Source organism: Terriglobia bacterium (genome assembly GCA_020073085.1).
In the GTDB taxonomy this organism is placed as follows: domain Bacteria; phylum Acidobacteriota; class Terriglobia; order JAIQFV01; family JAIQFV01; genus JAIQFV01.
Window position 1 is genome coordinate 101,646 of the sequence record JAIQFV010000015.1, and the last position, 15,123, is coordinate 116,768.

8 protein-coding genes are annotated in these 15,123 nt (G+C 55.6%); 6 read left to right on the forward strand and 2 right to left on the reverse strand.

The genetic code is table 11. The annotated features are described in order from the left end of the window. Positions 1 to 260 precede the first annotated feature (260 nt). Complete coding sequence (locus LAO21_16070; protein MBZ5554234.1) at positions 261 to 1,616, forward strand: efflux RND transporter periplasmic adaptor subunit; 1,356 nt, start codon at positions 261 to 263, stop codon at positions 1,614 to 1,616. A gap of 255 nt (positions 1,617 to 1,871) precedes the next feature. Then, positions 1,872 to 4,505, forward strand: a complete 2,634-nt coding sequence (gene mgtA, locus LAO21_16075) for a magnesium-translocating P-type ATPase (GenBank protein MBZ5554235.1) — start codon at positions 1,872 to 1,874, stop codon at positions 4,503 to 4,505. Positions 4,506 to 4,647: 142 nt separating this feature from the next. Here the strand turns inward: mgtA and LAO21_16080 are convergent, their stop codons facing one another. After that, complete coding sequence (locus LAO21_16080) at positions 4,648 to 5,565, reverse strand: hypothetical protein (GenBank protein MBZ5554236.1); 918 nt, start codon at positions 5,563 to 5,565, stop codon at positions 4,648 to 4,650. 207 nt (positions 5,566 to 5,772) lie between these two features. Then, complete coding sequence (locus tag LAO21_16085; GenBank protein ID MBZ5554237.1) at positions 5,773 to 8,271, reverse strand: Eco57I restriction-modification methylase domain-containing protein; 2,499 nt, start codon at positions 8,269 to 8,271, stop codon at positions 5,773 to 5,775. A gap of 650 nt (positions 8,272 to 8,921) precedes the next feature. On the opposite strand from LAO21_16085, the gene LAO21_16090 reads away from it, so the two are divergent. The 4 genes from LAO21_16090 (at position 8,922) to LAO21_16105 (ending at position 14,506) form a co-directional block, all read left to right on the forward strand. Further along, entirely contained in the window at positions 8,922 to 9,470 is a 549-nt protein-coding gene (locus tag LAO21_16090; protein MBZ5554238.1) for an ORF6N domain-containing protein, read from the forward strand. Between the two features lie 249 nt (positions 9,471 to 9,719). Continuing rightward, entirely contained in the window at positions 9,720 to 11,204 is a 1,485-nt protein-coding gene (locus tag LAO21_16095; GenBank protein MBZ5554239.1) for an RNB domain-containing ribonuclease, read from the forward strand. 32 nt (positions 11,205 to 11,236) lie between these two features. Next, positions 11,237 to 13,606: a phosphoketolase family protein gene (locus tag LAO21_16100; GenBank protein MBZ5554240.1), complete on the forward strand. Its 2,370-nt coding sequence runs from the start codon at positions 11,237 to 11,239 to the stop codon at positions 13,604 to 13,606. A 693-nt stretch (positions 13,607 to 14,299) separates the two neighbouring features. Beyond that, positions 14,300 to 14,506, forward strand: coding sequence for a hypothetical protein (locus tag LAO21_16105; GenBank protein ID MBZ5554241.1), 207 nt, complete (start codon positions 14,300 to 14,302; stop codon positions 14,504 to 14,506). Positions 14,507 to 15,123 lie beyond the last annotated feature (617 nt).

Consider the following 15,123-nt stretch of genomic DNA (forward strand, 5'->3'; position numbering starts at 1 on the left):
GAGGCCGGAGTCGGCGATGACGACATTCGCGCGGAAGAGTTTGCGGGCTACTGATCGTTCATTGTCTGCCTCCACCCCCGGAAGACATTTGCCGGCATCTACTAATTCGACCTGCCCAACCTATGCGATCAGTAGGAATGCGGGTGCATGGCAGCAGATCACATGATGTCCATTGGAGATCCAAGACGGTTCACGTCCTCACAATGCGCGCCGCAATTCCCCGAACTTCCTGAGGCAAAGAAAGGTGAGGAGGAAGCATTATGCATCTCAATAAGAAAGTAAGCGTCGTCATCGGCCTGGCAGCGGTGATCGCCGGGACAGGGCTGCTCATCCGTCATTTTGTGTCCGCACAGCACGCGCCCGCGTTCCGCTTCACGACCGTGCAACGAGGTGACCTCCAAGCCCTCGTCTCGGCGACCGGGACACTCAATGCCGTCACAACCGTCAGCGTCGGCACACAGGTCTCAGGACAGGTCTCCGCGCTGCTGGTCGACTTCAACGACCACGTCAAAAAGGGACAACTCCTCGCCCGTATCGACCCGACCATCGCACAGCAGGGGGTGGCCGATGCACAGGCGAACCTCGAGAAGGCGCAAGCGCAGGCAAACCAGGCCTCACGCGATCAGAAACGCAACCGCGAGCTCTCGTCGGGCGGGCTCATCGCGCGGAGCACGCTCGAGCAGGGCCGATCTGCACTGAAGGTCGCGCAAGCCGATGTGAAATCGGCCAGTGTCGCCCTCCAGCGGGCGAAGCAGAACCTGTCGTTCACCTCCATCTACTCGCCCATCGATGGCGTCGTGGTCGAGCGGAACGTCAACAATGGACAGACGGTGGCGGCGAGTCTCTCCGCTCCTCAGCTGTTCCTCATCGCGAACGATCTCTCGCACATGCAGATCCTCGCGCAGGTGGGTGAAAGCGACATCGAGCTAATCAAGCAAGGCCAGTCAGTGAAGTTCACCGTGCAGGCCTTGCCGGGACAGACCGCAAGCGGCAGCGATTCCGACGACGTGATCCTGATCCCCTACACGACTGCAGCGACCCGTCTCACGGGCAAGCCCCGCATTCCGCAGATTCTCGCCAGCACCGCCTCGGAAGGCGAACTCTCGGCGGCGCAGGACGAGATCAAAACGCTGCTGCGTGAGTCGCATCACATCACCGGCGATGATGAGGATGATTTCACGGTCCGCAATCAGACCGACCTCGCCACCGCTGCAGAGAGCAGCACCCGCGTGATGACCCTGCTGATGGCGGCGATCGCATCGATCTCACTGCTCGTCGGCGGCATCGGCATCATGAACATCATGCTGGTGTCGGTCACGGAGCGGACGCGCGAGATCGGCATTCGCCTCGCGCTCGGCGCGCGCGGCTCGGACGTGCTGACGCAGTTCCTCGTTGAGAGCATCGTGATGGGCGTCCTGGGCGGCATCGGCGGTCTCGTTCTCGGCATCACGAGCGCGAAGGTGCTCGCCCACTTCACGGGATGGGAAACAAACATTTCGCCGCTCGTGATGATTATTGCCGTCGGCTTTTCCGGCGCAGTCGGCGTCTTCTTTGGCTTCTACCCGGCGCAGAAAGCGGCAGCGCTGCGTCCGATCGAGGCCTTGAGGTACGAGTAAGCGCATTCGGTCGACGTCCCGTTCCACAACAGATACAATACCTTCGGCGGAAGACACGCCGATCATATTACGTTAATGCCTGCGGCCCACTCCAAAACGGACACTGCCGCGCGGGTCATCCTGCGCGACAACGGCGTTGGGGTTCCTCCGCAATCCACTCGAATTCTTCGGCAGCCCCGCCGATTTGAAGTCACCCATGCTTCTGATCAGCCTTCCAACAAGACCAGGACGATAAATCACTCAGTCGAGGCATGAGTGGAAACCTCAGAGAAGACCCTGAACACAACCGGGCGCACCGATAACCCCCCTAGCAAAAACGGGCCGCATTTTTCCGTTCAACTGTTGGAAAAAGCGCGTGCTGATACCGATGCCGTTCTGAAGGAGCTGGGATCGCAACTCAGTGGCCTGAGCGAGACTGAAGCCGATTCTCGCTTGAAGCAAGTGGGGACGAACGAGATCGCCCGGGAGAAGCGTCAGTCCGGCCTGATGCGCCTCTTGAGTAACATCAAAAATCCATTGGTCCTCCTGCTTCTGGCGCTGGGCGTGCTTTCCTTCCTAACGGGTGACCTGCGGGCGATGGTGGTTATTTTCGTGATGGTGGTTCTGGGCGTGGTGTTGCGCTTCTTCCAGGAAATGCGCGCCGATAACGCGGCCGAAAAGCTCAAAGCGATGGTCAGCAACACGGCGACTTTGGTCCGGGATGGCAAGGAGAAAGAAGTCTCACTCAAGATGCTGGTGCCTGGAGATATCATCCGGCTGGCAGCCGGTGATATGGTGCCGGCGGATGTCCGGGTGCTCTCCGCCAAAGACCTGTTTCTGAATCAGGCGGCTCTCACTGGCGAAGCCCTGCCTGTCGAAAAGAAAGCCGCCCTCGCTCCGGCAGACGTTCAAAATCCGCTCGACCTTCCCAATATCTGCTTCCTGGGTTCCAACGTGGAGAGTGGATCCGCGACGGCCGTGGTCCTCCACACCGGGAACCAGACCTACTTTGGATCCCTGGCCGTCAGCATTGTCAGCGAGCGCCAGCTCACCAGCTTCGACAAGGGCATCAACAAGTTTACCTGGATGATGATCTGCTTTATCGCCGTCATGGTTCCGGCGGTTTTCCTCATCAACGGACTGAGCAAGCACAACTGGCTGGAAGCTTTCCTGTTTGCCATGGCCGTGGCAGTCGGGCTGACCCCCGAGATGCTGCCCATGATCGTGACCGTTAACCTGGCCAAGGGCGCCCTCGCGATGTCGCGCAAGAAAGTGATCGTCAAACGCCTGAATGCCATCCAGAATTTCGGGGCGATGGATGTGCTGTGTACCGACAAAACCGGCACCCTGACCCAGGGCAAGATCGTGCTCGAAAAGCACCTGGACGCGCACGGCGATCCAAGCCAGAAGGTGCTCGACTATGGCTATCTGAACAGCTACCACCATACCGGGTTGAAGAACCTGCTCGACGAGGCGATCCTCGACCATGAGGAATTGGAAGAACGCTTGAAAGCGAACAAAAAGTACCGCAAGATCGACGAGATTCCTTTCGACTTCGTGCGGCGCCGGATGTCGGTGGTGGTGGAAGATGAAACCGGGTTGAACACGCTGATCTGCAAAGGCGCGGTGGATGAAGTGATGACCCTGTGCACCCGGGTGGAACTCCAGGGGAAAGTCATCGCTGTTCAGGCCGAACACGACGCCAAACGCCGGCAGATGGTGGACGCCCTGAATGGTCAGGGCTTCCGGGTGATAGCCCTGGCGTATAAGGAAATGCCGAACGCCCCGGATGAACCCGTCTATGCGATCAAGGATGAGTCGGACCTGATCCTGCTGGGTTTCCTGGCCTTCCTCGATCCGCCCAAGGGCACCGCGACGGAGGCATTGAAGCAGCTTCGCACCCTGAACGTGAATGTCAAGGTTTTAACCGGCGATAACGAGATCATCACCGCCTATATCTGCAAGGAAGTGGGCATATCGGTGGAGCATCTATTGCTCGGCTCCCAAATCGAGACGATGAGCGTGGCGGAATTGGCTGAAGCGGTCGGCGCAACGAGCGTCTTTGCCCGCCTGGCCCCGGCTCACAAGGAACACATCATCCGTGCGCTCCAAAGCAGGGGTCACGTGGTGGGGTTTATGGGCGATGGGATCAACGATGCCCCGGCCTTGAAAGCCGCCGACGTAGGCATCTCAGTGGACAGCGCGGTAGACATCGCCAAGGAGTCATCCGATATCATCCTGCTGGAGAACAGCCTGCTGGTGCTGGAGCAGGGTGTGCTGGAAGGCCGGCGGGTGTTCGGCAACATTGTCAAGTACATCAAGATGGCGGCCAGCTCGAACTTCGGCAACATGTTCAGCGTCGTGGGCGCCAGCGCATTCCTGCCCTTCCTGCCCATGCTGCCGATCCAGGTGCTGACCAACAACCTCCTGTACGACTTCTCGCAGACCACCATCCCCACTGACGAGGTGGACGCGGACTGGTTGATCCGGCCGCGCCAGTGGACGATCGGGAAGATCATGCATTTCATCCTGTTTATCGGGCCGATCAGCTCGATCTTCGATTACCTGACGTTCTTCCTGATGCTGTACGTTTTCAACTGCTGGCATAACCCGGCCCTGTTTCACACCGGCTGGTTCGTGGAGTCGCTCTTCACCCAGACGCTAATCATCCATGTCATTCGCACCAACAAGATTCCGTTTATCGAAAGCCGGGCGAGCCGCCCGCTGATTCTCACTTCAATACTCATCGTCGCGGTGGGCGCCTGGCTGACGATTTCGCCCCTCGCGAAAACGCTCGGATTTGTCCCGCTCCCGCCGTTATACTGGCTGTTTCTGGCGATCATGCTGCTGGGTTATGCGATCCTGACCCAGGTGGTGAAGACCTGGTTCATTCGCAGGTTTGGCGAATAATCGCGGGACAATTCGGGACTTTCCTGAATTTATGGGATAGCCCACGAGGTCAGGTCAGTATATGAATATGCCCCGTCGGCGCATGGTCCTGAAAGCACACGAGCGTCAGATGTTGTTGGAATCTGAATTTCTCTAATTTCATTTAGAAATGTGACGATCTCTTTAATTGTGAAACTGAAATATCTACTGGTGGGTTTGCACCAAATGATGAAGACCAAAGTAAGAACTCATCGATGCCTTCCGAGCAAACAATGGGGATCATCCTCACATATTCCCGTTCCATCAATTGCCCAAGCCCAGCTGACTTATTCACCGGAGGGACTGTATGTTTTAACCCAGGCGATGCGTGATACTGATAAATAATCCACTTTGCGCGCTGAAGATTTGATTGCGAGATATCTATTTCTCCTGTTCGCAAGTCTGCTGCACCAAGATCAACATCTGAGACCCAAATCTGCGCAGTTGTAAAAATCACTGGGAGAAGGTCAACGGTTTCCCGTAACTCAAGACAATTGGGATTCCTCATAAAGATTTCCAGCATCCCGTTTAACGCTCGGCACACCTGAGTTGCCGCTTCTTCGATCGTTCCCTTGATCTGTCCAGTTGCGTCTCCTCTCTTACCGGATTTGATTTCAACGGCTATTTGATAAGGCTTTGGGCCATCGTGAAGATCAACAATTGCTGCTCGGGAGCGCAGTTTCCTATTTTCACCAAGTTCCGCATGTTCCATCACAAAAATTCGTTTACTCCGGTTCCTCCTGTAATATGGCGCATAGGCAAAACACCAGTCTGAGAATGCCGGGTTAGCACGTTTGCATTCAGCCAGGATGTAATATGGAGAGGAATTGAAATGCTTAAGAACAAAGTCTACGCGTGTTCCAAACTGTTGGACTTCAACTGGAAACTCCGTGGCTTCAAATACCCATTTGGATTTATTTGCTCGAAAGAGTTCTTCTGCCCGTCTTAGGACGCTGTATTGAAAAGGGTGTCCTTGTCTATTAAGGGCAACATCGAAGGCTTTCAAGACTTGGTTTCTCCTGTTTTCTTTTTCAGTAGGCATATTGAATGCTCTGGTATCAGTTGGAATCACTTGGCATCGACGAAAACTCAGGTGTGATCCTTAATTTTTCCACTGTCACAGACACAACACCTGATCGCCTTACCGCATGGAAAATTCGGGACAATCCAGGCAGACCGTTTCCACGTTGGCGAATATCATCTGTTCGGCTTCGGCCAAAATTATCTCACGATGGTTTCGAACAGGGTTTTATGCATCCGGATACGGGCCAAGAAACCTTTCCCCGTTGAAATGAATCATATGCGTCGGAGATTCTGCCACCCAAACTTCTGTTTCCCATGAAATCTGTCCGAGGTGCACGACCATTTCTTTGCGGGTGAGAAACGCCGTGACGTACACCAAGCCAGCCTTCGATTTCGCGAACAAGTCTTTGAGCTCTTGATGCCGTTTTGGACTTACCGGCCCATGGGAGGTGACTGCTTCGATCAGCAGCAGCCAGTTTTTCTTTGTGTAATGAATGATGACATCCGGCATCTTGCCGTGCTCTTCCAGATGCACACCCAACTTGCTGAGGCCACTCTTGTCAAAGTAGGCGAATTTTGTGTCGGTATCGCCAACGTAAAGAACGCGCCCGGCAGGCGCAAAGACCGGTGCGAAATCCTTGAGGATATTTTCTACGAGGACATTCTGTCCACCAGGCGATAGCGTGATCGTTACCTTGCCGGACACTCGCACGGGAATTCTACGAGCGTATCTCTCTTCCGCATATTTCTCGCGGAGCGTCGTCACCTTTTTTCGAAATTCCCTAAGCGTTTTCTCCCACTTCGTTGTTCCGAAAGTGCGGATCAGGACGAGAGCCGTAGCGTCGATTTGATAGACGGTTTTCCCGCTATTGATGGGGCGAGTCGGCTCGTCGGGATTGTAAAGAATTATTCCCGCTTCGAGAAATTGGTGCACAGTCTGTCTTCTCACCGTTTCGCGAGTATTGGGCGCGTATTTCTTGCCGTAATGTTGTTCAAAGAACCCCATCATTTGCGTAATCCCTTTCAAGGGAGCGGAAGCGTCACTCCACGCCCTGCGAGGGGTTAGATCGAGTAACGCTAACAGCGTCAATGCCGACCGTTCGTTTTGTTGTGCCCTCGGGAAGCCGAGCGCCTTCAGAATTTCGAGTGCCGCGTCGATTTTGTTCATAGTGATCAATGGGTGATTGGATGTTCCAGTTTGTTGAAAGACGATTCTCTCAACCGAATTGTCGATCTCTTGTTGTCCTAACAGCGAATCGCCGGCCTCTTGTCCAAGCGCTTCAAGTTGCGCGCGTGTCGGAAAAGGGAGTGAATAGAGGTCAGTTGCATTGACTTGAGTGTGGCCGCTGAATAGGCGGAAATATCGATCGAGTAATGTTGAGTTCAGGTAGAGCGCGAGTCCTCTGGCCAGGTTTGCATCAAGTCCCAGTCCACCGCGGTGGATGTAGTTGAGGTGATTCTCGATGCCGAGCAATTCGGTGAGTGTATCACCCTTGAAATGCACTGCTGCAACAATCCTTTTTCTCTCCTCTTTCGCTGTGAATCGCTTCACCAGCACGTACGTGTCATTCGGGACGAACAAATCACGATGGCCTTCGTTAACGGTGATGGCATTGAACTTGGCTTTGGGGTTCGGCCACTTAATTCGGGATTGTCGTAAGTGTTGGGGATAAAGCAACGGAGCGGTCTTGTCGTTCGATTCGGCTTGCAGTAGGTCAGCCGCGCGAAAATCCACTACGCGGCCTGTTGACGCTGACAGCCCCATATGGTCAAGACGAGTGACCAGAGATTGAAGTCGCTGTTGAACCTCGTCATCAACGCTGTCTTCGACAATGCGAATGAACCGCTGTGGATCGTCCGGCAGGACTATTTTTTCATAACGCGATTCATGGTACGAAACCATGTCGTCAGATTGGCCACTCGACGTAAAGATCATCACCGTCTGGGGTTTAATTCTCGTCTTGACGGCGTGAAGGATGACATTCTCCTGCAACACATCGGCTTCATTGAAAGCAGCTTTTCGTGACTCAAAAACGTGCATGGACTTGATCGCCATCTCTTTCAAAAAAAATTTGCGAAACGGCGCGTGATATGGGCCGTTGCAGAAGCTGCGCGGCGTGATCGCGACCAATTCTCCATCATCTGCCAGTAGCTTCACAACCAGTCCTAGAAAGGCCGTATAGAGATTAACCACCGGCAATCCCACTGCCTCAAGATGCTTTCGCTCCGCTGAATCCGTGGCGATCTTGCGGTAAGGCGGATTCAGGATTGCAGCATCGTAACGCTGGTGCTCGCCGGTGAAAAGGTCATCTCGGAGTGCCAGACTTGCATCGGAGATGAAGTCCGTCCGGTGAATCACATGCGTGAAATAAACGCCATTCCCTGCAAGATGTCTCGCGCAAAGTTCCAGCGTATCTTCCAAGTGGTCGGCAAGCGTCGAATCAATCTCGAAAGCATCCACATGAAACGAAGTAGGTCGCTGGTCGCTCTGAAGAATCCACTCGACGACAGCAGCGGTCAACGAGCCGATTCCAGCGCCTGGGTCAAGCAAACGAATTGACGAACGATGCGGCGACAGCCTGCCTGCCATCAATTTCGCAACAAAGTAAGGCGTTAGCACTTGCCCAAATTCAGAGCGCTTCTTGGGGTCAAGATGGTCCGTCACCGCCACCCTCGCCAGGTCAACGGTCTTACCTAATTCTGCTAGTGCGACACTCGCGTCCATTGCCGCGTATTATGTCAGCGTGGGCCAGCCCGGGCAAGCTTTCCTTCCGCGAACAAGCCGGCGATTGAATGCCGATAAGCCTGAGCCGTGCTTCTACTTCGGCCACCCCATGCTTGACGCCTGCATTGCGTTCGCTCCATACTCCCGTTCCAGAAATGGAGACATATATGACGAGCACACACGATAAGCAACACCGCTCTATCCTGCGAGGAATCGCCCATCGAGCGATGCTGGAACGAGGACTTGTCCCGGATTTCCCGTCCCGGGCGCTCGCCGAGCTCGACGGAATCCAAACCGCTTGGGGTCGGACTAAGTCAACTCATTGAAACTCTTGTCGATCATCGGAAAAAAGGCTAGTATTTAGGCCTTAGAAGGTGTTTTTTGCCCCCGAAATAATCCCCCATTTGGCAACTTGGATCAGCAGGGAAGGCTGCGATGGCGAGAGTACCTCGGCATTATCTGCTGGGACATATCTGGCATTTGACCCACCGCTGTCACCAGCGTCGGTTTCTGCTCGAGTGACCGAAGTGCTGTTTACGAGTTCCAGGGTACGAGAAGCAATTCATCCCCCCCATTCGATTCAATTCTCAGGATGAATTCCCTTGCGCCAATGAAGGAACAGGAATGGCAATATGGCTTAGGGGGCATTTATGAAACGACAACTGGGCGTTCTCACGACGGACCATATTGAAAATCTCATCTATGTGGTGGATGAACAGAGGGTCATGATGGACACGGATCTGGCTCGGATTTACGGCGTGTCCACGAAGGCCCTGAACCAAGCGGTCAGGCGGAACAAACACCGGTTCCCCGATGATTTTGTGTTTCAACTCACGAAGAAGGAAGTGGGTCTTTTGAGGTCACAAATTGTGACCTCAAATAGGCGAGGTGGTAGACGCTATCTTCCTTATGCATTCACCGAACATGGGGCCATCATGGCTGCCAATATTCTCAACAGCGAACAGGCTGTTACCATGAGCGTGTTCGTCGTGCGTGCATTCATCAAAATGCGAGAAATCCTAGGCGGAAACAGGAAGTTGGCGGTAAAGCTCGCAGAATTAGAACGCAACTTGACGACGCGCCTCGCGATCCATGAGGAAGCTATCGTGCAGCTCTTCAAAGAAATACGTGAGTTGCTCAAACCGCCACCGGCACAACCGGAATCCAAGAAACGCAGGATTGGATTTCATCGCGGGTAGGCAAATTGAGGTTTGGTAGGTCGACCTGGAAATTAGGGACGATGGAAGTCTGAGATGGCGAGAGCACAGCGGCATTATCTGCCGGGACAAATCTGGCAATTTACCGAGCGCTGTCATGAGCCTCGTTTCGGTGAACAAACCCACGATTAAATGCCGGTAAGCTTGCGCCCCGCTTGCACTCCGACCACTGCCTGCTTGACGCCCGCGTTACCCTCGCCCCATACTTCCGTTCCAGAAACGGTGCGATCTATGACAGATACAAACGACAAGCAACACCGCTCGATCCTGCGAGGAATTGCCCATCGGGCGATGCTGGAACGAGGACTTGTTCCAGATTTTCCATTCCAGGCGCTTGCCGAGCTCGACGGAATCCACGGGCCAGCGACGCACACTGACGGATCGACGCGCGATCTCAGGAACCTTCTCTGGTGCTCCATCGACAACGATGATTCGCGTGATCTCGACCAGCTGACCGTTGCCGAATCCCTCCAAGGCAGCACCGATGGGGTCGTCAAGGTCCTGGTCGCCGTTGCCGACGTTGACGCCGTCGTCAAGAAGCGGTCGGCACTTGACGATCATGCGCGGCAAAACACCACCTCGGTCTACACGGTGGCCGAGACCTTTCCGATGCTGCCTGAGAAACTCTCCACGGATTTGACCTCTCTCAACCTTGAGTCAGACCGCCTGGCCATCGTTATTGAAATGGTTCTTGCCGGGGATGGATCGCTTCAGAGTTCGGACGTTTATGGAGCGACGGTGCGCAGCCGTGCCAAGCTGGCCTACAACAGCGTTGCCGGCTGGCTGGAAGGGAACGGGCCGATGCCACCCGGCGTCGGCGCAGTCACCGGTCTCGACGAGAACCTTCGACTCCAGGACCGCGTGGCCCAGAAACTGAAAGCGCTCCGGCACCTCCACGGTGCACTCGATCTCGAAACCATCGAAGCCCGCCCGGTCTTTGACGGAGATGAGCTCAAAGACCTGGAAGCCGATAAAAGAAACAAGGCCAAAGACATTATTGAGGACTTCATGATCGCTGCCAACGGCGTGACCGCGCGATTCCTCGCGGCGAAAAAGTTTCCGTCGCTCCGGCGTGTCGTCCGCATCCCCAAGCGCTGGGACCGGATCATCGAGCTTGCCGCGGAACACGGTTCGACGTTGCCCAAGGAACCCGACTCCAAGGCCCTGGACCAATTCCTGGTAGCGGCGAAAGCCGCGGATCCCCTCCGCTTTCCCGATCTTTCTCTCAGCGTCATCAAGCTCCTGGGTGCCGGTGAATACGTCGTCGAAATTCCGGGAGCGAGTGTCGCCGGGCACTTCGGTCTTGCGGTCAAGGACTATGCTCACTCCACCGCCCCGAACCGCCGGTATCCCGATCTGATTACCCAGCGGTTGCTGAAAGCAGCCGTGGCAGGACGTTCCCTGCCCTACCAAAACGACGAATTGGAGGCGCTCGCAAAGCACTGCACCGAAGAGGAGGACGCCGCGAAGAAGGTTGAACGGCAAGTCACAAAATCCGCCGCCGCGATGCTGTTGGAATCAAGGATCGGCGAGCAGTTTGATGCCATCGTCACCGGCGCGTCGGACAAGGGCACATGGGTCCGTCTTCTGCATCCCCCGGTTGAAGGAAGATTGGTGAGCGGTCTTGAAGGTATGGATGTCGGCCACCGGCTCCGCGTGCAACTGGTCCGCACGGATGTGGAGCGCGGCTATATTGACTTCAAGAGAGTGGCGTAAGATAAGGCGGATCACAGAATGAGGATTAAACCATGAAAACAAACACACTCACTCCGGAACTGCTCCAGAAGATGGACGCCTATTGGCGCGCGGCGAACTATCTCTCGGTCGGGCAAATTTATCTTTACGACAATCCGTTGCTGAAGCGGCCACTGGCGCTCGCGGATGTGAAGCACATGCTGCTGGGACACTGGGGCACGACCCCCGGGCAGAACTTCATTTACGTGCACCTGAACCGGGTCATCAAAAAATACGACCTCGACATGATTTACGTCTCCGGCCCCGGGCACGGCGGCCCGGCGGTGGTGGGCAACACTTATCTCGAGGGCACTTACAGCGAGATCTATCCCAACATCAGCCAGGATGAGGCCGGGCTTCGGAAGCTCTTTATTCAGTTTTCGTTTCCCGGAGGAATTCCCAGCCACGCATCGCCGGAGTGCCCAGGCTCGATCCACGAGGGCGGCGAGTTAGGCTATTCGCTCAGCCATTCGTTCGGGGCGGTGTTCGACAATCCCGACCTCGTCGTCGCCTGCGTCGTCGGCGATGGCGAGGCGGAAACCGGACCGCTGGCCACGGCGTGGCATTCCAACAAGTTTCTCAATCCGGCCACCGACGGCGCGGTGCTGCCGATCCTGCATCTCAACGGCTACAAGATTTCCAACCCGACCCTCCTCGCGCGCATCACCCGCGAGGAATTGGAAGAGTTGTTCCTCGGCTACGGGTGGACGCCCTACTTCGTCGAGGGTCACGAGCCCGGACTGATGCATGAGGCCATGGCCGCAGCGCTTGACACGACGGTGGAGCAGATCAAAAAAATCCAACAGGACGCCCGCATCCACGGCAACATCGCGCGTCCGCGCTGGCCGATGATCGTTCTCAATTCACCCAAGGGCTGGACGGGGCCAAAGATGATCGATGGCCGGCAGGTTGAAGGCACCTTCCGGTCGCACCAGGTGCCGCTCTCCGACCCGGCCACCCATCCCGAGCACCTCAAGCTGTTGGAAGACTGGTTGAGGAGCTACCGGCCCGAGGAACTCTTCGATGAGCAGGGCCGCCTGAAACCGGAACTGGCCGAACTTGCGCCCCAGGGCGATCGACGCATGGGCGCGAATCCCCACGCCAACGGCGGCATGCTGCTCCGCGACCTGCGGATGCCGGATTTCTGCGACTACGCGGTCGACGTACCCTCGCCGGGGGTGCGCGGCATTGGCGACACCCATGTGCTCGGGCGTTTCCTGCGCGATGTGGCGAAGCTGAACAGCGAGCAGCGGAATTTCCGGGTCTTTGGTCCTGACGAGACGCTCTCCAACGGTCTGGAGGCCCTCTTTGAAGTGACCCAACGCCAGTGGGACGCCGCGACCGTGCCGAACGATGAATTTCTCTCGCCCACAGGGCGCGTGGTGGAAATGCTCAGCGAGCACCAATGCGAGGGCTGGCTTGAGGGCTACCTGCTCACTGGGCGGCATGGACTCTTCAACTGCTACGAGGCGTTCATCCACATCGTCGATTCGATGTTCAACCAGCACGCCAAGTGGCTGAAGGTCACGTCACAACTGCCGTGGCGGCGGAAGATCGCCTCGTTAAACTACCTGCTGGCCTCGCATGTGTGGCGTCAGGATCACAACGGATTCACCCACCAGGATCCCGGTTTCATCGACCTCGTGGTAAACAAGAAGGCCGAGATCGTGCGGGTTTACCTTCCGCCGGATGCAAACTGCCTGCTATCGGTGATGGACCACTGCCTGCGCAGTCGCCATTACGTCAACGTGGTAATCGCGGGCAAACACCCGGCGCCGCAGTGGCTGACAATGGACGCCGCCGTCAAGCACTGCACCAAGGGCATTGGCATCTGGCAGTGGGCCAGCAACGACCAGGACGATGCCCCCGACGTCGTCATGGCCTGCTGTGGCGACGTGCCCACGCTGGAGACGCTCGCCGCCGTCGCCATGATGCGCGAGCATCTGCCCGACCTGAAAATCCGCGTGGTCAACGTCGTCGACCTCATGAAGCTACAGCCGCAGACCGAGCACCCGCACGGATTGAGCGACATGGATTTCGACGAGCTTTTCACCCGGGACAAGCCGGTCATCTTCGCCTTCCATGCCTACCCGTGGTTGATCCACCGGCTCACCTACCGCCGCACCAACCACGACAACATCCACGTCCGCGGCTACAAGGAAGAGGGCACCATCACCACACCCTTTGACATGACGGTGCTGAACGATCTGGATCGTTTTCACCTCGTGATGGATACCATCGAACGCCTGCCGCAAACCGGCGATAAGGGCATCTACCTGAAGCAACAGCTCAAGGACAAACTGATCGAGCACAGGCAATACATCAACAAATATGGCGAAGACCTGCCGGAGATTCGGAATTGGAAGTGGGGCGGCACAAAGTAATTGGCACGCAGAGTTCTCGGTTGCCCGTCGCCTGGACAGAAGATTTTCTAAGAAAATCGAGCCCAAAGATTCCCGCGTCCCGGGCGCGAAAACAATTAGTTCTTATCAAAACAATTCGTGTCTTTACTGGCAAAACAATCTTTCAGGAGCTGAATTCGACCCTCTATTTATGCTGCCCTCAGGTTTCTTTGAAAATCGTCCCGTTTATGCAAATCAGCCCTGTTTGCTTCCAGCGTGTCCGGGTTAGGAAATTGAGAGTGACGGCCGGGAAACGAGAGTCCCCTTTGAGGGGACTTGTCTTAATACAGCCCGCCGCTTCAACGGCGGGAACTGGCGGAGGGGAAGTATTACCCCGATTTATCGGGGTTGGTGGGAAATGGGTCGGTCGTTAACGGCCGACCCGGGGCGGAGGCCAACCCCGATGAATCGGGGTGAAAAACCTAGGGCGCGTCGCCTTTCCCGCCGGTGAACCAGCGGGCTGTACGCAACCAAGTCCCCCAAGGGGGACTGTGATCGTGCGCACGGGTCACGATCTGGCCCATGAATCCTGCTGAAGAGAACTGGGCAACCAACATGAGCCCGCTTTACAAGCCAAATCCCGAGACGGTGGCTTTTCATTCCTCCTCCGCGATTTCTGGCACCGAACAGCGTATACTCGCGACATACACTGATCTCCCCTGAAGGGACACGAACATGCCAGACGAAGAGTGGATCAAAACACTTGAAGATGGCAGAAGAGTGAAATTCACCTACCAGGAACTGCCGGAAGACGGGGCATTCATCACCGCGCAAATCGAAGGGAATGAGGTCGTCTATTCGGTTATATTGACCAATGCAGGAAACCCGCTGAGTCGTGAAGATGTGGAAAGTCATTTCAAGGGCGAGCTTTCGAAGAAGTAGCAACACTCTATTGGCGATCTTATCTTCAGAGCAAGGCTACAGTCTGACAGCCCTTCGGGCCTAAAGGGACAAAAGCCTTGCTCAAAAAGCATGGACCGAAAGAACAAAGTCAGACCTCTCTCCCTCCATCTCCGGTCCCCTCAAGGACGGAACCATTCCATTCTTCCTTCATTCCATCCCAATCGATTTGAATCGAAGAGCCTAACGCATAGTTGACGCTCTTAATTTCGAAATTCAGGATGAGAGCAATCGCGACCTCAAGCAAAATTAAATCCAAGACAAAATTAAAGGAAAGGCACGCTTTCGATGCCCAAGCGTTTCTCGATCATGTGATTTGCGGTGTGGCCTGGGAAAGCGCTCGAGTCCGAACGGAATTCGGGGGACTCCCCCGACTTTTAGAACTGGTCTTCCCTATCACCCAACACTTATCATCTAAACCCTCCGCGTCCCAGCGCCTCCGCGGTGAATATCGTTAGATGCACTCTTGTCCAAATTAGCTTTTTAAAATGAAAGGGGTTGAGCCATCACGTATGATGGATTCGCAGTCCGGAAGATTGCAAATTCACATTCGGAGGCTCAACCGTGAACACATTTTGCAGCATTTTCAGTCAACTTCT